This window comes from Microbacterium gorillae, from assembly GCF_000826185.2.
Taxonomy (GTDB): domain Bacteria; phylum Actinomycetota; class Actinomycetes; order Actinomycetales; family Microbacteriaceae; genus Microbacterium; species Microbacterium gorillae.
The window spans coordinates 1,707,030-1,728,296 of the sequence record NZ_LN648875.1; the positions used below are offsets into that span (position 1 = coordinate 1,707,030).

The 21,267-nt window shown below is 65.1% G+C and carries 13 protein-coding genes, 2 tRNA genes and 3 rRNA genes; 14 read left to right on the top strand and 4 right to left on the bottom strand.

All coding sequences use genetic code 11. The annotated features are described in order from the left end of the window. Nucleotides 1–34 precede the first annotated feature (34 nt). A complete protein-coding gene (locus BN1193_RS17680; protein WP_040168251.1) occupies nucleotides 35–1,144 on the bottom strand; it encodes a DUF4192 family protein in 1,110 nt (369 codons plus the stop codon). Between the two features lie 119 nt (nucleotides 1,145–1,263). Here BN1193_RS17680 and BN1193_RS17685 point away from each other — a divergent pair, with 119 nt between their 5' ends. From BN1193_RS17685 to BN1193_RS17695, 3 genes are read left to right on the top strand one after another with little or no spacing between them, the layout of a single operon-like run. Next, nucleotides 1,264–1,446, top strand: coding sequence for a hypothetical protein (locus BN1193_RS17685; protein ID WP_040168252.1), 183 nt, complete (start codon nucleotides 1,264–1,266; stop codon nucleotides 1,444–1,446). A gap of 50 nt (nucleotides 1,447–1,496) precedes the next feature. Further along, entirely contained in the window at nucleotides 1,497–2,963 is a 1,467-nt protein-coding gene (gene cls / locus BN1193_RS17690) for a cardiolipin synthase (protein WP_040168254.1), read from the top strand. A 60-nt stretch (nucleotides 2,964–3,023) separates the two neighbouring features. Then, nucleotides 3,024–3,764, top strand: coding sequence for a hypothetical protein (locus tag BN1193_RS17695; RefSeq protein WP_040168255.1), 741 nt, complete (start codon nucleotides 3,024–3,026; stop codon nucleotides 3,762–3,764). A gap of 361 nt (nucleotides 3,765–4,125) precedes the next feature. Here BN1193_RS17695 and BN1193_RS17700 read toward each other — a convergent pair whose 3' ends face one another. Continuing rightward, nucleotides 4,126–5,124, bottom strand: a complete 999-nt coding sequence (locus BN1193_RS17700) for a diacylglycerol/lipid kinase family protein (protein WP_040168256.1) — start codon at nucleotides 5,122–5,124, stop codon at nucleotides 4,126–4,128. A 109-nt stretch (nucleotides 5,125–5,233) separates the two neighbouring features. Here BN1193_RS17700 and serS point away from each other — a divergent pair, with 109 nt between their 5' ends. From serS to BN1193_RS17735, 7 genes are all read left to right on the top strand, one after another. Further along, the gene (gene serS, locus BN1193_RS17705; RefSeq protein WP_040168257.1) at nucleotides 5,234–6,499 is read left to right on the top strand and encodes a serine--tRNA ligase; all 1,266 of its coding nucleotides are present in this window, start codon (nucleotides 5,234–5,236) and stop codon (nucleotides 6,497–6,499) included. Next, entirely contained in the window at nucleotides 6,496–7,317 is an 822-nt protein-coding gene (locus tag BN1193_RS17710; protein ID WP_040168258.1) for a Cof-type HAD-IIB family hydrolase, read from the top strand. Before serS ends, BN1193_RS17710 begins: the two co-directional genes overlap by 4 nt. 106 nt (nucleotides 7,318–7,423) lie before the next feature. Next, nucleotides 7,424–7,508: transfer RNA gene (locus tag BN1193_RS17715), tRNA-Ser, on the top strand. Nucleotides 7,509–7,574: 66 nt separating this feature from the next. Beyond that, nucleotides 7,575–8,852, top strand: a complete 1,278-nt coding sequence (locus tag BN1193_RS17720) for an LCP family protein (protein WP_040168259.1) — start codon at nucleotides 7,575–7,577, stop codon at nucleotides 8,850–8,852. A gap of 163 nt (nucleotides 8,853–9,015) precedes the next feature. Then, nucleotides 9,016–9,107: transfer RNA gene (locus BN1193_RS17725), tRNA-Ser, on the top strand. A 168-nt stretch (nucleotides 9,108–9,275) separates the two neighbouring features. Continuing rightward, the gene (locus BN1193_RS17730) at nucleotides 9,276–10,880 is read left to right on the top strand and encodes an AMP-binding protein (protein WP_040168261.1); all 1,605 of its coding nucleotides are present in this window, start codon (nucleotides 9,276–9,278) and stop codon (nucleotides 10,878–10,880) included. Between the two features lie 228 nt (nucleotides 10,881–11,108). Beyond that, entirely contained in the window at nucleotides 11,109–12,353 is a 1,245-nt protein-coding gene (locus BN1193_RS17735) for an MFS transporter (RefSeq protein ID WP_052460942.1), read from the top strand. Nucleotides 12,354–12,386: 33 nt separating this feature from the next. Here BN1193_RS17735 and BN1193_RS17740 read toward each other — a convergent pair whose 3' ends face one another. Next, nucleotides 12,387–13,307 (bottom strand): LysR family transcriptional regulator, encoded by a 921-nt coding sequence (locus tag BN1193_RS17740; protein WP_040168264.1) that lies wholly within the window; start codon nucleotides 13,305–13,307, stop codon nucleotides 12,387–12,389. Between the two features lie 84 nt (nucleotides 13,308–13,391). Between BN1193_RS17740 and mdlC the strand changes: the two genes are divergently transcribed. Further along, nucleotides 13,392–14,969 carry a benzoylformate decarboxylase gene (gene mdlC, locus BN1193_RS17745; RefSeq protein ID WP_040168265.1) on the top strand — a complete coding sequence of 526 codons (1,578 nt, stop codon included), beginning with the start codon at nucleotides 13,392–13,394 and terminating at the stop codon, nucleotides 14,967–14,969. Between the two features lie 11 nt (nucleotides 14,970–14,980). Here the strand turns inward: mdlC and BN1193_RS17750 are convergent, their stop codons facing one another. Then, nucleotides 14,981–15,382 (bottom strand): VOC family protein, encoded by a 402-nt coding sequence (locus BN1193_RS17750; protein WP_040168266.1) that lies wholly within the window; start codon nucleotides 15,380–15,382, stop codon nucleotides 14,981–14,983. Nucleotides 15,383–16,018: 636 nt separating this feature from the next. Between BN1193_RS17750 and BN1193_RS17755 the strand changes: the two genes are divergently transcribed. From BN1193_RS17755 to rrf, 3 genes are all read left to right on the top strand, one after another. Then, nucleotides 16,019–17,541: ribosomal RNA gene (locus BN1193_RS17755) — 16S ribosomal RNA — on the top strand. 395 nt (nucleotides 17,542–17,936) lie between these two features. After that, nucleotides 17,937–21,039 (top strand): 23S ribosomal RNA (locus BN1193_RS17760). Between the two features lie 108 nt (nucleotides 21,040–21,147). Next, nucleotides 21,148–21,264, top strand: a 5S ribosomal RNA gene (rrf, locus tag BN1193_RS17765). The 16S, 23S and 5S rRNA genes sit together here, the layout of an rRNA operon. Nucleotides 21,265–21,267: the final 3 nt, after the last annotated feature.

Genomic DNA, 21,267 nt, shown 5'->3' on the forward strand with positions numbered 1-21,267 from the left:
ACGATCGTAGGCCGTCGCCCGCGGAGGGATGACCTCACTCCGCGGGCGCGAGGAAGGCCCAGGCCGGGAGGTGACCGGCGGTCGCGAGATCGCGAACGATGCGTGCGAGTCCGTGGTTCGCGTCGCAGCGCTGGGCCCCGCGTGCGTACGCGTCGGCATGGGTGCCGCGGCCCAGGGCCCACGACAGCCAGGCCGCGCAGGCGAGCGCGGCCGCGCGATATCGTCCGGACGTCGCTGCGGCCCCGTGTCGAACCAGAGCGAGCGCGCGCTCCAGCCGTTCCGGATTCGGACGCGGGCCCTCTCCGGCCAGGAAGAGCTCCTCCGTCGGATAGGTGCGATCGTCCTCCCACTGCAGCTGCGCATCCCACGCCCGTCGACCCGCAGCGGGGCCGTGACACCAGTGCGCGAGGGCGACGTCGCGGAGTCCCGGCAGGGCCAGGCTCCACAGCAGGAGCGCGAGCCGGTGCGGCTCGATCGTGGCCGGATCGGCCTCCAGCAGTTCTTCCCAGAGCACGCCCGTCTCATCCAGGGCGGTCAGCGCGGTCAGTGCCTCGGGGTCCGCGCCGTCGACCGCGCCACGTCGCCCGTGCCCGCCGCGCTGGAGGACCACCAGGGTGTCCTCCAGCGCGATCAGCGCGGCACGCACGGCGTCGCGTCGCTGAGCACCGGTGCGCGGCAGTCGAGTCCCGGCCGCCTGGGATGCCACCGGGGCGGGCAACGTGGCGCGGACCTGCCGGATGTCGGTGAGTGCGCCCTCGTCGCCGGGACCCGCGCCATCGCGGCGCCATCCGTCCCGCGCGACCACCAGCGCATCACGGATCTCCAAGCCGCAGGCGACTGCGCGGCCCCGCAACGCCGCGATGAGGTCCACCCCGGTGGGCGCTCCGGTCTCATCACGAAGGGCGTCGTCGGTGTACACGACGATCGCGACCGCGTCCGCGTCCTCGATGCGACAGACCGTGCCGATCGCGGTCGCCGCGAAGGCATCCGATCGCGCCGGAGGCAGATCGAAACGCAGCAGCCCGACCGTGCGACGGTCGTGGAACGGCACCAGCACGACGCTGCGGCGGGGGGTGTACCCCGCGAGGTGGGGGATCAGGGAGAGGAAGTCGGCGGCGGAAGCGGCGCGGATGATCGTGGTCATTCCGCCACGCTCGCAAAGCCGGGCGATGCGTCGCGCGTCACGCATGCATCGGTGAGCGACGGGGGCGCTGGGGAGGAACGGGGAGGTGGAACCCCAGGGAGGCGGCGTAGCATGAGGGAATGGATTTCTGGATCGCGGCGTTCTGGTCGATTCTTCCGACGGCAGCCGTGCTGGTGGTCTTCTTCCTGGTGCTGCGAGGCATCAATCGCGCTGACCGTACCGAGCGCCGGACGTACGCGCGCATCGAGGCGGAGGAACGCGCCAAGCGCGGGCTCACCGCCGCCTCCGATCCGGAGGGCTGAGCGCCCGTCGGTTCGTCGCGCGGCGTTGGGGGCGCACTAGTCTGGCGTGAATGAGGGGAGGGCCGGTGGAGGTCACATTCTGGGTGGTCCTGGCCGTTCTCGTGGACCTCGCGATCCGTATCGCCGCGATCATCATCGTTCCGCGCAACCGCCGCCCCACGGCCGCCATGGCCTGGCTGCTGGCGATCTACTTCATCCCCTACTTCGGCGTCTTCCTCTTCCTCATCATCGGCAACCCGCGACTGCCGCGCGCGCGTCGTCGCAAGCAGGAACTGGTCAACGAGTACATCCGGGACGCCAGCGTCCACCTCGTGGACGGCGCTCCGCGTGAGGGGCAGCCGGAATGGTTCACTTCGCTCGTGCGGATGAACCGCCGTCTCGGCGCCATGCCCTTGCTCGCCCACAACGACGCGCACCTGATCGATGAGTACCAGCTGAGCCTGGACGAGATGGCCGCCGCCATCGACACGGCGAAGACCTACGTCCACATCGAGTTCTACATCTTCCAGCTCGACTCCTCCACGGCACGGCTCTTCCAAGCGATGGCGGATGCGGTCGCCCGCGGCATCACCGTCCGGGTGCTGCTGGATCACTGGGCGAACCGCTGGAAGCCGAACTACCGGCGCACCCTGCGACGGCTCGACGAGATGGGCGCGAAGTGGCACCTGATGCTGCCCATGCAACCGCTCAAGGGCAAGATGCAGCGTCCGGACCTGCGCAATCACCGCAAGCTGCTGGTGATCGACGGCGAGGTGGCCTACATGGGCTCGCAGAACGTGACCGACTCCAGCTACAACCTGAAGAAGAACATCAAGCGCGGCCTGCACTGGGTCGACCTCATGGTGCGCCTGGAAGGACCCGTGGTGTCCTCCGTCGAGGCGGTGTTCCTCACCGACTGGTTCAGCGAGACGGACGAGCTCGTCGTGGACGGCGGCCCCGCCATCGCGCAGGCGAGTGAGACCGGAGACCTGGACTGTCAGGTGGTGCCGTCCGGCCCCGGGTTCGAGGTCGAGAACAACCTGCGGCTGTTCGTCGCCCTGCTCTATGCCGCCCAGCACCGCATCGACATCATCAGCCCGTACTTCATCCCGGACGAGGCGCTCCTGCTCGCGATCACGTCCGCGGTCCAGCGGGGCGTCGCGGTCGAGCTGTTCGTGTCGGAGATCGGCGATCAGGCGATGGTGTGGCACGCGCAGCGCAGCTATTACGAAGCGCTGCTGAGGGCCGGCGTGCGGATCTGGCTGTACCGCAAGCCGTACATCCTGCACACCAAGGGCTTCACGATCGACGACGACGTCTCGGTCATCGGCTCGAGCAACATGGACATGCGCTCGTTCGGTCTGAACCTCGAGATCTCCCTGCTGGTGCGCGACGCCGGTTTCGTCGATGAGATGCGCGAGGTCATGGAGAAGTACCGCGACCTCAGCCGGGAGCTGACGATGCAGGAGTGGGAGAAGCAGCCCCTGCGCTCCACCGTGCTGGACAACCTGGCGCGTCTGACCTCCGCGCTGCAGTGACTCGGGTCCGCGCCTGAGCCGGGTGTGAGACGATTCGGGCGCTGCGCACACTTCTCGGGTATGAACCTCCGACGACGCACTCTGCCCCTCATCCTCGCCGCGGCCGCTGTGGCCCTGGTCGGTTGTGCGACACCGATCGCCGGCGGCGCGGGCTCGGCAACCGGCGGCACCACACCGGATCCCACCTCGACTCCGAGCACCTCTTCGGTGACGGTGTCGGTCGACCAGGTGCAGGTCTCCTGGCTCACCACCACCTCGATGGTGGTCATCCTGCCCGCGGGCTCGTGTCCGCTGCACATCGGCGACATCGTGGCGGGCACGCAGAAACTGACCGTCACCTTCGCAGCGAAATCCGGCGCTTCGTGCGCCCCGACCACCGCTGCGCAGAAGTATGTCCTCGGAGTTCCCGCCGGGGTGGACACCACGAAGGACCTCGCCGTCACGATCGTGACGCCGGAGGGCAAGACCGACGTCACGCTGTCCGGTCTTGCGGGTGGGGAAGTCATTCCGGAGGACCGGAGCATCGCCCCGGAGCCGGCGGCCTCGTGGGTCGGGCCGCACACCCTGGCGGTGCTGACCTACGGCTCCTCCAGCTGCGCGCCCACGGGCGGCGCCGTGGCCGACGGTGTCCTCACGCTGAAGGACCCGCCGGCTGACACGGCCTGCACGATGGACCTCGCGCCCCGGGTGACGCTGATCGACGCACCGGATGTCGCGCACGACGCGAAGCTCACTCTGGCCGGTTCGACGACATCCGGTGGGTCTCCGGTCACCCTGCAGCCGCTGGACGCGACGAAGTGACGGGGGCTCGGTACGGCACGGGTCGGGGAGGCGTACGCAGTGGTTCTGTGCTCCTACCGCATTCGCCCGACACGACCGATGGGGACGCCTCCGCGGATGTGAGACTGGGCGTGTGATGCCCCCCGGCTTCTCGACGCAGCTCCCCGATCGCATCCATATCGCGGTCGGGGAGATGCGTTCCGGGAGGTGACGCGTCCGCTCGGATGTCGCGCTCCTGTCGCGCACGCCGTGCGGAGACGGTGCCCCTGCCCGACGACACGGAGGGCCGCGGGCAGCCGGGCACCAGGATGACGGATGAGACCCGGGTCGGTCCGTCATCAGGACGGGCGGCGCCGATCGGGGGTGCCGCCCGTCCCCTCGCTCAGCGAGCGGCGGCGCTCGCGGCGGGGAGACGGACGCGGAGGCCGCCCGGCACGACCCGACCCCGCATGCGCACGGCGTGGCCGAGCTCATCGCCGTCGAATTCGATCGGCTGCGCCTCGGTCACGGCTGCCTCCAGCGATTCTCCCTGGTAGTACCTCACCGCGCCGGTCCCGGCCAACCGCTCGGCGATCCGGCGCCCGGCCTTCGTCCGCCGCAGCACCGAGTTGCGCCACCACACGGTGCGCCAGACCGCGACCCACTCCCACCAGCGTCGCGGCTGGAAGAGGGCGACATCGAGCAGGCCGTCGGCGATCGACGCGTCCGGTACCAGGGTGATCCGGGCGGGCAGCTCGCCGCAGTTCGCCCACAGGATGCTGTGTGCGCGCGTCGTTCGCAGGTGCTCCTGCCCGACCTGGAACATCATCCGAAACGGACGGGCGGTCGGCAGGGACCGGGCCGCGCCGTCGATGTAGGCGACCCACCCGACCGAGCGCTTCAGCGTCGGCGAGGTGTTCTGGATCATCGCGGCGTCCAGACCCATCCCGGCCATCACCACGAACGCGTGCTCCTCGTGCGTTCCATCGGCGCGGGTGACCTCGGCCAGGCCGATGTCGATGGACCGGTCCACCCCGGTGAAGGCTGCCGCGACCAGGGCGTCGGTCGTCGTCAGGGGGAGGCCGAGATTGCGGGCGAGAAGGTTTCCGGTGCCGCTCGGGATGATCGTCAGCGGCACATCGGAGGAGATCATCGCCTCGGCGACGGCCCGGACGGGGCCGTCGCCGCCGGCGACCAGGACGACGTCGACGCCCTCCGCGAGCGCCTGTCGCGCGAGCGCCTGGCCGGGATCCTCGACCGTCGTTTCGAAGAAGTGGGGATGCGCCCACCCGGCGCGGTGGGCGGCGGCTTGGACCGCGGCCCGGAGGTCCGGTCCGTCGACCTTCACCGGGTTGTAGATCAGGGCCGCGACGCGGGTGGCGTTCGCGGTCGGTCCGATCATGCGGCAAGCCTAGGGCCTGAGAGCGCGGCGGAGCCCGCCCCTGCGCGCGGCAGTGCGGGGACCGCCGTACGCAGGGGGAGGACAGTCCGGCCCGACTACACTGGGGCGGGTGATCGATCCCGTTCTCCTCCGCGAAAATCCCGATGTCGTCCGCCGCTCGCAGCTGGCCCGAGGCAACTCTCCGGAGTCCGTGGACGCCGCCCTGGACGCGGATCGCGACCGACGCACCGCCATCACCGAGTTCGAGGACCTCCGCGCGCAGCAGAACGCGTTCGGCAAGACCGTCGCGCAGGCGCCCAAAGAGGACAAGCCCGCCCTGGTCGCCCAGGCGAAGGATCTCTCCGACCGCGTCAAGGCGGCTCAGGCTCGGGTGACCGAGGCGGAGGCGACCGCCGCGACCGCCTTCGGCCGGATCGAGAACATCGTCGCGGACGGCGTTCCGGCCGGCGGGGAGGACGACTACATCGTCCTGCGCGAGGTCGGTACGGTGCCGACGTTCGACTTCCCCGCCCGCGACCACCTCGAGCTCGGCGAGAAGCTCGCCGCGATCGACATGGAGCGCGGCACGAAGGTGTCCGGCTCGCGGTTCTACTTCCTCACCGGTATCGGCGCGCGTCTGGAGATCGCGCTGATGAACCTCGCGCTCAGCCGCGCGCTCGAGTCGGGGTTCACCCCGATGATCGTGCCGACCATGGTCCGTCCCGAGGTGATGGCCGGCACCGGCTTCCTCGGCGAGCACAGCGATGAGGTCTACCACCTGGACCGTGAGGACCTGTACCTCGTCGGCACCAGCGAGGTGCCGCTCGCCGGCTACCACATGGACGAGATCCTCGACCTCGAGCCGGGTGCGAAGCGCTACGCCGGGTGGTCCACCTGCTATCGCAGCGAGGCCGGGTCCTACGGCAAGGACACCCGCGGCATCATCCGCGTGCACCAGTTCAACAAGCTGGAGATGTTCGTCTACACCACCCCCGAAGAGGCGCCGGCCGAGCACGAGCGGCTCCTGGCCATGCAGGAGCGCATGATGCAGGACCTCGGACTGGCCTACCGCGTGATCGACACCGCAGCCGGCGACCTCGGTTCGTCGGCCGCGCGCAAGTTCGACGTCGAGGCCTGGGTGCCGACGCAGGAGCGGTACCGCGAGCTGACGTCCACCTCGAACTGCACCACCTACCAGGCGCGTCGCCTCGACATCCGGTACCGTCCGGACGGGAAGAAGACCACGCCGGTCGCCACGCTGAACGGCACGCTGGCCACCACGCGCTGGATCGTCGCGCTGCTGGAGACGCATCAGCGCGCGGACGGCTCGGTGCTCGTTCCGGAGGTGCTGCGTCCCTACCTCGGCGGACTCGAGGTCATGGAGCCCGTGGCGTGACGCGACCGAACGCGGCGCGGCGCCAGCTGATCGCGCTCGACGTGGACGGCACCGTCCTGCTGGAGGACGGCACGCCCAGCCCGGACGTCGTCGAGGCCGTCCGCGACGCGGTCGCGGCCGGACACGTCGTCACGCTGGCCACCGGCCGCAGTTGGCGGGCGACCGCTCCGGTGCTGGACCTGCTCGACATCGCGCCCGAGTTCGTCGTCTCCGCGAACGGTGCCACCGTGTACCGCCGCGACGACGAAGGGTACAGTCGCTTCCACACCGAGACGTTCGACCCCACTCCGGCGCTCAGCCTGTTGCGCGAGCATCTGCCGCAGGCGCACTACATGGTCGAACTCGGTGACGGCACGCGGCTGTTCACCGAGGAGATGGAGCACTGGAACGTCGACCAGGGCTACCAGGTGAGCTTCGATGACCTCTCCGCACAGGAGGTCTCCCGTGTCGTGGTCATCTCTCCCGAGCACGATGAGGCCGATTTCGTGCAGCTCATCGCCGACATCGGACTGAACCAGGTCTCCTACGCGATCGGGTGGACGGCCTGGCTGGACATCGCTCCGCAGGGCGTCGACAAGGGAACGGGACTGGCTCTGGTCGCCGAGCAGATGGGGCAGGACCCGGCGGACACGATCGTCATCGGCGACGGACGCAACGACCTCGGGATGTTCTCCTGGGCCCGGGAGAACGGCGGCACGGCCGTCGCGATGGGCCAGGCCCCGGACGAAGTGCGCAGCGCGGCCAGCATCGTGACGATGGACGTCGAGCGGGGCGGGGTCGCCCACGTGATCCGGCGGATCGCGCTCGGCGAGGACTGAGCGACGCTAAGCGTCTCCTTCGACACCGCCCAGGGTCTCCCCAGCGGGCGGAGGCACAATGGTCCGTCGGATAGACTCGCCGGATCAGCGCATTTCGGTGTGACTGGGAGGGTTGTCCGAGCGGCCGATGGACCTGGTCTTGAAAACCAGTGGGCAGCAATGTCCCGTGGGTTCGAATCCCACACCCTCCGCGGGTTTCCGTTGGCGCCGTCCCGGACCGGTGGGTCCGGGACGAACAGCCGAGAGGAACAGGGACGATGGGGAAGGCCGGTCACGACTCGCGTCGTACCCTCGCGCGGCACGCGCGCCTGACCAGCCAGCGTCCCATCGCTCAGCTGCTCAAGGTGCTCTCCATCGCGGTGGCCTCCGTTCTGGTGGCGACGCTCGGTGTGGTCGGTTTCGTCGTCTATGAACTGACCAGCACCTATACGGCCAACGCGGTGACGCTCGGCGGCGAGGACGAGCTTCCCCCGGACATCGGGCAGCTGCAGGGTGGCGCGAACATCCTCATCGCCGGCACGGACGTCTGTGAGCCGCAGTACGCGAAATACTTCGCTGATCGGTGCGTGCCGGGTCTGGCTGAAGACGGTGCGCGCAGTGACGTGAACCTCCTGGTGCACATCTCGGCGGCCCCGCGCCGCATCACGGTGGTCAGCTTCCCCCGCGATCTCATGGTCCCGATTCCGGAGTGCACCGCCTCGGACGGTTCCTCCGTCGCGGCGACTGATCGGGCGATGTTGAACTCGGCGTTCAACAGCGGCGGCCTCGCGTGCACGGTGGCGACCATCGAGCATCTCGCCGGGATCGACATCCAGTACGCGGCTTCCATCAACTGGGGTGGCGTGATCGAGATGACCGACGCGATCGGCGGCGTCGAGGTGTGTCTCGCGAACGGCATCGACGACCCGGACACCGGCATCGACTGGCCGGCCGGCAATCGCACCATCAAGGGGTTGGACGCTCTGCAGTTCCTGCGCACCCGTCACGGCGTCGGCAACGGCGGTGATCTCGGCCGCATCAGCAACCAGCAGCAGTACATGTCGCGGTTGGCGAAGAAGCTGATGAGCAGCGAGGTCCTGTCCAACCCGGTCACGCTGCTGAAGCTCGCCAACGTCGCGCTGTCCGCGATCGATCCGTCCAAGAGCATGACGAACCCGTACACGCTCGTGCAGATGGCGATGGCGGCGAAGGACGTGAAGTTCTCGGACATCGTCTTCGTCCAGTACCCCGTCGTCGATGACCCGTACGACCCGAACCGTGTGGATCCCGACTACGACAGCGCGAAGGTGCTCTTCGACGCGCTCGCGGCCAACAAGTCCCTGCAGCTGACCGGCGACGCCGGCTCCGGAGTGGTCACCGAGGGCGGCACGGGCAGCGGGACAGTGGCACCGGCCACGTCCGACGGCGGAACGGCCGAGGAGTCGACGCCGACTCCCACCCCCACCCCCACGTCCCCGGACTCCGTCGCGTTGCCGTCCACCGTGACCGGCACGACGGCCGCGGAGAGCACCTGCTCCAACGGCAACGTCCGCTGAGCCCACGCGTTCGCGGAGGCGTCCGGAGTTGCCGTCCACCGTGACCGGCACGACGGCCGCGGAGAGCACCTGCTCCAACGGCAACGTCCGCTGAGCCCACGCGTTCGCGGAGGCGTCCGGAGTCCGTTAGTATTGCGGAGTGCGTTCCGCCTGCGGAGCTCACGGAGACGTCGCATAGTCTGGCCTAGTGCACCACCCTGCTAAGGTGGAGTCCCCTCACGGGGACCGAGGGTTCAAATCCCTCCGTCTCCGCCATATTTTCCTCGGTCTGAGTCCTCTTCAGTTCTCCCATGGCGGATTCGACTCACTGATCCAGTGCCGCGCGCACGTCATCCCGTCGACGCGGGCGCATCCCTGGGGTCCTGACCGAAAGTCCCCCCAATGGGGGTAGTTCACGCGCGCGGCTGGGGGCAGTCTCTACCCATGCGCAATGAAGCTCAGATTTCCTACACCTCCGGGGCCAGTACCGTTCAGCTGCTCGGCCGGACCATCGGCGAGGTGCTCGACGACGTCACCGCCCGTTTCGGCGACCGGGAGGCTCTGGTCGAGACGTTCACCGGACGCCGGTGGACGTTCACCCAGCTGCATCGTGAAGCGGAGAAGCTCGCGATCGGCCTGCAACAGCTCGGCATCCGTGCCGGGGATCGGGTCGGCATCTGGTCGCCGAACGGTGCGGAGTGGGTGTTCACGCAGTACGCGACCGCGATGCTCGGCGCCATCCTCGTCAATGTGAACCCCGCCTATCGGACGCACGAGCTCGACTACGTCGTCAAGCAGTCGGGGATGTCCCTCCTGGTGAGCGCTGAGCGATTCCGCTCCAGCGACTATCGCGCCATGGTCGAGGAGATCGGGTTCGCCGACGTGCTGTACATCGGAAGCGCGCAGTGGGGCGAGCTGATGGCCGCAGCCGACGATCAGCCCTTCCGCGGTCCGGACGTGCCCCTGGGTTTCGATGACCCGATCAACATCCAGTACACATCGGGAACCACGGGGTTCCCGAAGGGTGCGACGCTCACGCACCACAACATCGTCAACAACGGCTTCTTCGTCGGAGAGGGCATCTCCTACACCGAGGCGGACCGGGTGTGTCTGCCGGTGCCGCTGTACCACTGCTTCGGCATGGTGATGGGCATCCTCGGCGCGCACACACACGGTGCCGCGATCGTCTTGCCGGCCCCCGTCTTCGAGGCTGCCGCGACGCTCGAGGCGGTGCAGGCTGAGCGCTGCACTTCGCTCTACGGTGTCCCGACGATGTTCATCGCAGAGCTGGCGTTGGATTCGTTCTCGACCTTCGACCTCAGCTCATTGCGCACGGGGATCATGGCGGGCTCGACGTGCCCGGTCGAGGTGATGGAGCGCGTGATCGCCGAGATGCACATGACGGAAGTCGCCATCTGTTACGGGATGACCGAGACCTCGCCGGTCTCCACGATGACGTCCGCCACCGACGACATCGCCGCGCGCACGCAGACGATCGGCCGAGTGATGCCGCACCTCGAGGTCAAGATCGTGGACCAGGACGGCCACGTCGTGCCCGTCGGCGAGCCCGGCGAGCTGTGCACGCGCGGCTACTCGGTCATGCTCGGGTACTGGGACGATGCAGAGAAGACGGCGGAGGTCATCGACGCCGCGCGCTGGATGCACACCGGCGACATCGCCCGCATGGACGCGAACAGCCGTCTCGAGATCATCGGCCGCCTCAAGGACATGGTCATTCGCGGTGGCGAGAACATCTATCCGCGGGAGATCGAAGAGTTCCTTTACCGGCACCCGAACATCGCCGACGTGCAGGTGATCGGTGTGCCCGACGACAAGTACGGTGAGGAGCTCATGGCGTGGGTGATCATGCGCGCCGGGGCAGCCCCCCTCAGCGTCGACGACATCAGGGAATTCGCCGCAGGCAAGCTGACGCACTTCAAGGTCCCTCGGTACGTCCACGTCGTCGAGTCGTTCCCCATGACCGTGACGGGCAAGATTCGCAAGGTGGAGATGCGCGAACAGGCCATCGCGATGCTCGCCGGCATCTGATCAGAGCCGTCGAGGTGGTCAGTGCATGCCACCTCGACGGCTCTGGGGATGCGGTCACGTGACCGGGCGATACCCGGCAGGCCGGTCGGGCCCGGGGCCGCGGTATGCGCAGCGACCATACCGGGATGCCTCCTCATCTATTGGACGGCGCCCCGGTGCCCGGTGAATACTCGCAGGGTCCGCATCCTCCGCGGACCCGCGTTCCGCGGCTACCTGCCAGGAGTACCCATGCGCACAACGTCTCGTGCCTGGATCGTCGCCCTGTGTTGGCTCACGGTCATGTTCGAGGGCTTCGACATCGTCGCCCTGGGGGCGACGATCCCGATCCTGACGGATCCGGCGACGTCGCATCTCGGCGTGACGGTCGCCGACATGACCTTCGTCTCGACGATCTCCCTTGTGGGGGTCGCGGTCGGTGCCGTTCTCATCGGCCCCGTCGCGGATCGCTTCGGCCGCCGTGTCCCGCTGATGATCTGCATCGGCGTGTTCTCGGTCTTCACGCTGCTGTTCCCGCTGATGCCGAACGTCGCGCTGATGGGACTCGTGCGCTTCCTCGCCGGCCTCGGCCTGGGCGGCTGCATGCCGGTCGCCGTGACGATGATGCAGGAGTCGGCGCCGGGAGGCCGCCGTGCCAACGCGTCCACGATCACTATGACCGGCTATCACGCCGGCGCGGTGCTCGCTTCGCTCGCGGCGCTCTGGGCACACGAGCACTGGCCGTGGCTGTTCTACCTCGGCGGAGTGCTCGGCCTGATCTCCCTGCCGCTGATGTGGTTCAAGCTCCCCGAGACGCGCGCCGCGGTCGTCGCGACGCCGGCTGCGCCGGCGCGCAAGTACGGCATCCGTGACCTGTTCACGGACGGCCGCGCGCGGATCACGATCGGTCTCTGGGTCGGTGCGTTCATGGGGCTGCTGCTCGTCTACGGTCTGAACACCTGGATGCCGAAGATCATGGCGACCGCCGGCTACAGCGTGTCCAGCTCGCTCGTGATGCTGTTCGTGCTGAACGTCGGCGCCATCATCGGCCTCCTCGTCGGCGGGCGCATCGGCGACGCGAAGGGCATCAAGGGCACGACGCTCGTGTGGTTCGCTGCATCGGCGCTCTTCCTCGCACTTCTCAGCATCAAGTTCAGTGAGGTGTTCCTGCTGAACACGGTCATCCTTCTGACCGGTGTGTTCGTCTTCTGCGCGCAGGTGCTCGTGTACGCGTTCGTCGGTTATCTCTACCCACGATCGCTCGTCGCGACCGCCATGGGCTTCACCTCGGGTGTCGGACGGCTGGGCGCGATCGTCGGTCCGTGGATCACCGGCTCGCTCGTCGCGGCGAACCTCGCCTACCCCGGGGGCTTCTACTTCTTCGCGATCGTGGCCGTGATCGGCTTCGTCTTCGTCGCGTTCATCCCGAAGCCGGCCGCCACCACGGCCGCAGCGCTGCACGCGCGAGATGAGGCCGCGGAGAACGTCGAGTCCTGACGACGTCCGTCACGAGCTCCGCCGCGACCGCGCTCACGCGTTCGGGACGGGGCTCGTCGGTGTCAGTCCGGTCAGCGCGGTCCGGACCAGGTCCACGAACCAGGCCCGAGGGCCGACCGGACCGGTGACCTCCGGATCCCAGTAGAGGTTGACGTCGTAGGTCGGCACCCCGACCGGCAGTTCTCGGGTCACCAGTCCCCAGGCGGACGCGACGGTTTCGGCCATCTGTGCCGGGAGCACCGTCATGAGTCCGTCGCCGGCGACGAGCTGCGGCAGGACGGAGAAGTGCCGCACCCGCAGCGCGACCTGCCGCTGCACGCCGAGTGCGTCCAGCGCCGTGTCGAGCTGTTCATGTCCGACGCGGCCGTCCACGACGACGTGGCGCCCGGACGCGAGCTGCGCAAGCGAGAGCCGCTTCTGCCGGGGCGCGATGGTCGGAGACATCAGGGCGACGTAGCGTTCGCCGGGCAGGATCGTGTGCACCCCCGCGACGTTCAGGGGCACGGATGCCACCGCCGCCTCGACGTCGCCACGGCGCAGCCAGCCCGTCGCTTCGCCGATGTCGGTCGGTACGGCGACGACACTCGCGGCGGGTGCCTCCCGTCCCATCGCCCGCAGCACGGCGGGCAGGAACGAGGCCTCGCCGACATCCGACAGGCACAGGCGGAAGGCGCGCTGAGTGGTCGCCGGATCGAAGCTGTGGTGCGCGGTGAGCGCGTCATCGAGATCGTTCAGCGACGCCCGGACGACGGGCGCGAGCTCGCGCGCCCGCGGCGTCGGGGTGAGTCCGGTGCCGTGTCGCACGAACAGGGGATCCCCGAGCTGGCGACGAAGGCGACCGAGCGCGTGCGACACCGTCGGCTGGGTGAGCTTCAGATCCGCGGCGGCGGAGGTGACTGATCCGGTCTCCAGGATCGCGAGGAACGTGCGGAGCAGATTCAGGTCGACGCCCATGCCGTCAGAATATCAATTCCGTCTATGAGGCATCGACCAAGAATGCATTAGACCGCATGAATGCGAACGCGTAACGTCTGCCCTATGAGCGAACCCACCGTGCTGTCCGCCACGTTCGACATCCTCCGTGCTCACGGGATGCGGACCGTTTTCGGCAACCCCGGATCGAACGAGCTGCCCTTTCTCGCCGGCCTGCCGGAGGACTTCGACTACGTGCTCGGACTGCACGAGGGCGTCGTCACGGGGATGGCCGACGGGTACTCGCAGGCGACGGGTCTGCCGGTGCTGGTGAGCCTGCACGCCGCATCCGGTTCCGGAAACGCCATGGGGGCGCTGACCAACGCGCACTACGCGCACTCGCCTCTGGTCGTGCTGGCCGGGCAGCAGGTGCGCGACACCGTGGGGCAGGAAGTGATGCTCTCCAACGTCGACGCCGCACTGCTTCCACGTCCGTTGGTGAAGCACGCGCACGAGCCGCTGGCCGCCTCGGACGTGCCGCGCGCCGTCTCCCACGCCGTGCTCGAGGCGACGACCCAGCCGCGTGGACCGGTGTACCTCTCGGTGCCGTACGACGACTGGTCCGCGTCGGCGCGAACGGACGACACGGCGCTCGTCGGGCGCACCGTCCGTGGCGCGGATGGACCGAGCGCGGACCTCATCACCGAACTCGCCGCGCGCCTGGACGCCGCCGTCTCCCCGGTGCTGGTGCTCGGTCCGGACGTGGATGTCGAACGCGCTCAGGCTCCGGCGGTCATCCTGGCCGAGCGCCTGGGCGCCCCGGTCTGGGTCGCGCCGTCCCCGTCCCGATGCCCCTTCCCGACGACGCACCCGCACTTCCGCGGCCAGTTGCCGACCGGACGCAACTCGTTGCGGGAACGGCTCGAGGGACACGACCTCATCGTCGTGATCGGCGCTCCGGTCTTCCGCTACCACCGCTATGAGGAGGGGCGCTATCTGCCGGAGGGTGCCCGCCTGCTGCACCTCACGCAGGACCCGGGGGAGGCGACGCGCGCTCCCGTCGGCGAGGCCGTCGTCACCCCGATCGGCGCGACCCTCGCGGCGCTGGCGGACGCGGTGGGCGACCGGGGCGACCGGCTGGAACCGCTCGCGGCCCCGGAGATCCGGCGCGTCGACGGAGCGATGACGGGGGAGGAGATCCTCGAAGTCCTGAACGAGCAGGTCACCGACCGGGTCACGTACGTCAACGAGACGACGACGCTCGACACGATCTTCATCGAGCGTGTGCACATGGACCGGCCGGACATGTATCACTTCCCGGCATCCGGTGGTCTCGGCTTCGGACTGCCCGCGGCGGTGGGCGTCGCGCTCGCGCGACCGGACGACGTGGTCGTCGCCACCGTCGGCGACGGCAGCGCCAACTACGGTCTCTCGGCGCTGTGGACAGCGGCGCAGCGGAACACCCGGACCGTCTTCGTCATCGTCAACAACGGCACGTACGGCGCACTGCGGGGGTTCGCGAAGGCTCTCGACGCGCTCGACGCCCCGGGACTCGACGTCCCCGGCATCGACTTCGTCTCGCTCGCACACGGCTACGGCGTTCCCGCATCGACGGTCACCACGCAGGATGAGTTCCGCGAGGCTTACGCGGCCGCGCTCGCGGCCGGCGGTCCGGTGTTGATCGACGCCCGCGTCGTCCTCTGACCCGCCTCCGGTCAGCGGTCCGGGGAGGCCAGGACGGACAGGACGTTGCCGGCGGGATCGGTGAACCAGGCGATGTCGGGGCCGCGACCCGGACCGCCGTGCGCGATGCCCTTCTCATCGGTGCCGGAATCCGGGTTCGTGTAGATCTTCGTGACGACGCCTCGAGCGTTCAGGTCATCGACGGCGGCCTCGACGTCCGAAACCGGGAAGTTCAGGATCGTGAAGCTCGCCGGGACGTGGTCCGGCTTCGCGTACACGAGGATCGTGCCGCCGTCCGGCAGATGCAGGTCGAGGAAGCCCATCGCGTTGGGTGACACGTCCATGCCGAGGGTGTCGGCGTAGAAGGCGTGTGCGGCGTCGATGTCATCGACGCTGAAACCGCTGAAGGGATGCGTCACCGTGAAAGCGCTCATGTCGCCATGATGCGCGCGTCGTCGTCCGCGCGGAAGTGCGGCGGGTGACGCGTCGCGCGTGCTCGTGGTGCAATGCCCGCCTGCGCGCCGACGGGCTCCGGTGCGACAGCGCGGTGGCCCGTAGCCGGCAGGAGGGTGCGACACGCCCGTCGGGTGGCTCGATTTGCCGGGTCTGTGGGGTCGGCGTAAGTTATTACTTGTTCGCCCCACAGGGTTGAGCGAAGGCCTCCGGGTCTGGCTCCCCTCAAGTGGTGGACATCACCCCCTTGAGAAGAAACAGCTTCGGCTGGGTCTGGCCTTCTGGTCTAGGGAGGGTGCCGGGACGCCGACTCGTCGGTCCGGACATCGCATCGCTTCGGTGGTGGGTGTGCGGATTTGACCGTCGTGGTGGTTTGTCCTAAGATTGAGAAGTTGCCCCGTTGGGCTGCCTGGGAGGGTGGTCTGGTGGGTGCGTCCGATCCTTGAGAACTCAACAGCGTGCACTTGTCAAATGCCAAATAACCTCGTCATCCCTTTTTTGGGGTGAGAGATTCCTTTGGATCAATTATATGGAAGTCAGTAATGACATCCTTTTTTGGTCAGTTTCAAACTCGCTTTCTTCTGGTCTTTTTCCGACTGGGAGTTATGCAACTGTTTTTCACGGAGAGTTTGATCCTGGCTCAGGATGAACGCTGGCGGCGTGCTTAACACATGCAAGTCGAACGGTGAAGCAGAGCTTGCTCTGTGGATCAGTGGCGAACGGGTGAGTAACACGTGAGCAACGTGCCCCAGACTCTGGGATAAGCGCTGGAAACGGCGTCTAATACTGGATACGAGTGGAGACGGCATCGTCATTCACTGGAAAGATTTTTCGGTCTGGGATCGGCTCGCGGCCTATCAGCTTGTTGGTGAGGTAATGGCTCACCAAGGCGTCGACGGGTAGCCGGCCTGAGAGGGTGACCGGCCACACTGGGACTGAGACACGGCCCAGACTCCTACGGGAGGCAGCAGTGGGGAATATTGCACAATGGGCGAAAGCCTGATGCAGCAACGCCGCGTGAGGGACGACGGCCTTCGGGTTGTAAACCTCTTTTAGCAGGGAAGAAGCGAAAGTGACGGTACCTGCAGAAAAAGCGCCGGCTAACTACGTGCCAGCAGCCGCGGTAATACGTAGGGCGCAAGCGTTATCCGGAATTATTGGGCGTAAAGAGCTCGTAGGCGGTTTGTCGCGTCTGCTGTGAAATCCCGAGGCTCAACCTCGGGCCTGCAGTGGGTACGGGCAGACTAGAGTGCGGTAGGGGAGATTGGAATTCCTGGTGTAGCGGTGGAATGCGCAGATATCAGGAGGAACACCGATGGCGAAGGCAGATCTCTGGGCCGTAACTGACGCTGAGGAGCGAAAGGGTGGGGAGCAAACAGGCTTAGATACCCTGGTAGTCCACCCCGTAAACGTTGGGAACTAGTTGTGGGGTCCTTTCCACGGATTCCGTGACGAAGCTAACGCATTAAGTTCCCCGCCTGGGGAGTACGGCCGCAAGGCTAAAACTCAAAGGAATTGACGGGGACCCGCACAAGCGGCGGAGCATGCGGATTAATTCGATGCAACGCGAAGAACCTTACCAAGGCTTGACATATTCGAGAACGCCCTAGAAATAGGGAACTCTTTGGACACTCGTTTACAGGTGGTGCATGGTTGTCGTCAGCTCGTGTCGTGAGATGTTGGGTTAAGTCCCGCAACGAGCGCAACCCTCGTTCTATGTTGCCAGCACGTAATGGTGGGAACTCATGGGATACCGCCGGGGTCAACTCGGAGGAAGGTGGGGATGACGTCAAATCATCATGCCCCTTATGTCTTGGGCTTCACGCATGCTACAATGGCCGGTACAAAGGGCTGCGATACCGTGAGGTGGAGCGAATCCCAAAAAGCCGGTCCCAGTTCGGATTGTAGTCTGCAACTCGACTACATGAAGTCGGAGTCGCTAGTAATCGCAGATCAGCAACGCTGCGGTGAATACGTTCCCGGGTCTTGTACACACCGCCCGTCAAGTCATGAAAGTCGGTAACACCTGAAGCCGGTGGCCTAACCCTTGTGGAGGGAGCCGTCGAAGGTGGGATCGGTAATTAGGACTAAGTCGTAACAAGGTAGCCGTACCGGAAGGTGCGGCTGGATCACCTCCTTTCTAAGGAGCATCTCAGTCCTTCGGGACTGCAGAGCCCAGTTCGAAGGCACACGTTCTTCGCTGGGAGCTCATGGGTGGAACATTTGACATGGCATCAGAACCAAGGGTTTCTGCTAGTACGCACTTCGGTGTTGGAACGTGGGGCCGGCGGGGCTGGTGCTTGCACGCTGTTGGGTCCTGAGGGACCGGACACCATGGCCTTCGGGTTGTGGGTTTGTACCTCTGGGCCTTCTTCGAGCCGGCGTGAGTCGGGGAGTGGAAGGTACCGCCCGTACTTTGAGAACTACACAGTGGACGCGAGCATCTTAAAGATGATCTGACCCTTCGGGGTCGATTGTTTTTGAAATATTTTTGGCCCTCACTTTGGTGGGGGTTGAGATTTCTTTAACTCATGTATTCAAGTCTTTAAGAGCAAACGGTGGATGCCTTGGCATCTGGAGCCGAAGAAGGACGTAGCAATCTGCGATAAGCCTCGGGGAACTGATAAGCAAGTTTTGATCCGAGGATGTCCGAATGGGGAAACCCCGCTGGGCGGCTTGCCGACCTAGTGACTCCCGCCTGAATATATAGGGCGGGTAGAGGGAACGTGGGGAAGTGAAACATCTCAGTACCCACAGGAAGAGAAAACAACCGTGATTCCGTGAGTAGTGGCGAGCGAAATCGGATCAGGCTAAACCTTGCGTGTGTGATAGCCGGCAGGCGTTGCATGCAGGGGGTTGCGGGACTTACCGGATTCTTCTGCCGAAGTTTCAACGTGACAGCAGCGTATAGACGAATGGTCTTGAAAGGCCAGTCATAGAGGGTGCCAACCCCGTAGTCGAAATGCGTGTGCTGGCGTGGTGAGTATCCCAAGTAGCACGGGGCCCGAGAAATCCCGTGTGAATCTGTCAGGACCACCTGATAAGCCTAAATACTCCCAGATGACCGATAGCGGACAAGTACCGTGAGGGAAAGGTGAAAAGTACCCCGGGAGGGGAGTGAAATAGTACCTGAAACCGTTTGCTTACAAACCGTTGGAGCACCCCTGGTAGGTGTGACAGCGTGCCTTTTGAAGAATGAGCCTGCGAGTTAGCGATACGTGGCGAGGTTAACCCGTGTGGGGTAGCCGTAGCGAAAGCGAGTCTGAATAGGGCGATTCAGTCGCGTGTCCTAGACCCGAAGCGAAGTGATCTATCCATGGCCAGGTTGAAGCGACGGTAAGACGTCGTGGAGGACCGAACCCACTTAGGTTGAAAACTGAGGGGATGAGCTGTGGATAGGGGTGAAAGGCCAATCAAACTTCGTGATAGCTGGTTCTCTCCGAAATGCATTTAGGTGCAGCGTTGCGTGTTTCTTGCCGGAGGTAGAGCTACTGGATGGCCGATGGGCCTCACCAGGTTACTGACGTCAGCCAAACTCCGAATGCCGGTAAGTGAGAGCGCAGCAGTGAGACTGTGGGGGATAAGCTTCATAGTCGAGAGGGAAACAACCCAGACCACCATCTAAGGTCCCTAAGCGCGTGCTAAGTGGAAAAGGATGTGGAGTTGCTCAGACAACCAGGAGGTTGGCTTAGAAGCAGCCACCCTTGAAAGAGTGCGTAATAGCTCACTGGTCAAGTGATTCCGCGCCGACAATGTAACGGGGCTCAAGCACGCCACCGAAGTTGTGGCATTGACATTATTGGTAGGCCTTCGTGGTCCAGCCGTGTTGATGGGTAGGAGAGCGTCGTGTGGCGAGTGAAGCGGCGGAGTGATCCAGCCGTGGACGCTACACGAGTGAGAATGCAGGCATGAGTAGCGAATGACGTGTGAGAAACACGTCCTCCGAAAGACCAAGGGTTCCAGGGTCAAGCTAATCTTCCCTGGGTAAGTCGGGACCTAAGGCGAGGCCGACAGGCGTAGTCGATGGACAACGGGTTGATATTCCCGTACCGGCGAAGAACCGCCCCAGTCAATCCAGTAGTGCTAAGTATCTGAATCCCAGTCACTGATCCCTTCGGGGTGACGGTCTGGGCCTAGCGTACGACCCCATTCTGGTGCGGCTAGCGTATTAACAGGTGTGACGCAGGAAGGTAGCCCAGCAGCGCGATGGTTGTCGCTGTGCAAGTGCGTAGGCCGAGAGATAGGCAAATCCGTCTCTCATCAAGGCTGAGACACGATGCGTATCAAGTGGGTGATCCTATGCTGCCAAGAAAAGCATCGACGCGAGGTTCCAGCCGCCCGTACCCCAAACCGACTCAGGTGGTCAGGTAGAGAATACCAAGGAGATCGAGAGAATCGTGGTTAAGGAACTCGGCAAAATGCCCCCGTAACTTCGGGAGAAGGGGGGCCACCCACTTATTAGGATTTACTCCGAAAGGGTGTGGTGGCCGCAGAGACCAGTGGGTAGCGACTGTTTATTAAAAACACAGGTCCGTGCCAAGTCGCAAGACGATGTATACGGACTGACGCCTGCCCGGTGCTGGAAGGTTAAGAGGACCGGTTAGCCGTAAGGCGAAGCTGAGAATTTAAGCCCCAGTAAACGGCGGTGGTAACTATAACCATCCTAAGGTAGCGAAATTCCTTGTCGGGTAAGTTCCGACCTGCACGAATGGCGTAACGACTTCCCAACTGTCTCAACCGCGAACTCGGCGAAATTGCAATACGAGTAAAGATGCTCGTTACGCGCAGCAGGACGGAAAGACCCCGTGACCTTTACTACAGCTTGGTATTGGTGTTTGGTGTGGCTTGTGTAGGATAGGTGGGAGACTGTGAAGCATTCACGCCAGTGAGTGTGGAGTCATTGTTGAAATACCACTCTGGTCACTCTGAATATCTAACTTCGAACCGTGATCCGGTTCAGGGACAGTGCCTGGTGGGTAGTTTAACTGGGGCGGTTGCCTCCCAAAAAGTAACGGAGGCGCCCAAAGGTTCCCTCAACCTGGTTGGCAATCAGGTGGCGAGTGTAAGTGCACAAGGGAGCTTGACTGTGAGACTGACAAGTCGAGCAGGGACGAAAGTCGGGACTAGTGATCCGGCAGTGGCTTGTGGAAGCGCTGTCGCTCAACGGATAAAAGGTACCTCGGGGATAACAGGCTGATCTTGCCCAAGAGTCCATATCGACGGCATGGTTTGGCACCTCGATGTCGGCTCGTCGCATCCTGGGGCTGGAGTAGGTCCCAAGGGTTGGGCTGTTCGCCCATTAAAGCGGTACGCGAGCTGGGTTTAGAACGTCGTGAGACAGTTCGGTCCCTATCCGCTGCGCGCGTAGGAAATTTGAGAGGATCTGACCCTAGTACGAGAGGACCGGGTTGGACGAACCTCTGGTGTGCCAGTTGTACTGCCAAGTGCACCGCTGGTTAGCTACGTTCGGGATGGATAACCGCTGAAAGCATCTAAGCGGGAAGCCGGCCTCAAGATGAGATTTCCATACCCTTCGGGGTGAGAGGCTCCCAGCCAGACTACTGGGTTGATAGGCCGGATGTGGAAGCGTGGCAACACGTGAAGCTGACCGGTACTAATAAGCCGATGACTTGATAACACTTTCATCCTGCGGATGATTCGCGTCCACTGAGTGGTTCTCGATGTACGGTCGAGAACACCACAAACGAACTGATCGTTTGTGGCTGAACGAACACATCAATAGTGTTTCGGCGGCCATAGCGAGAGGGAAACGCCTGGCCACATTCCGAACCCAGAAGCTAAGCCTCTCAGCGCCGATGGTACTGCAGGGGGGACCCTGTGGGAGAGTAGGACACCGCCGGACTTC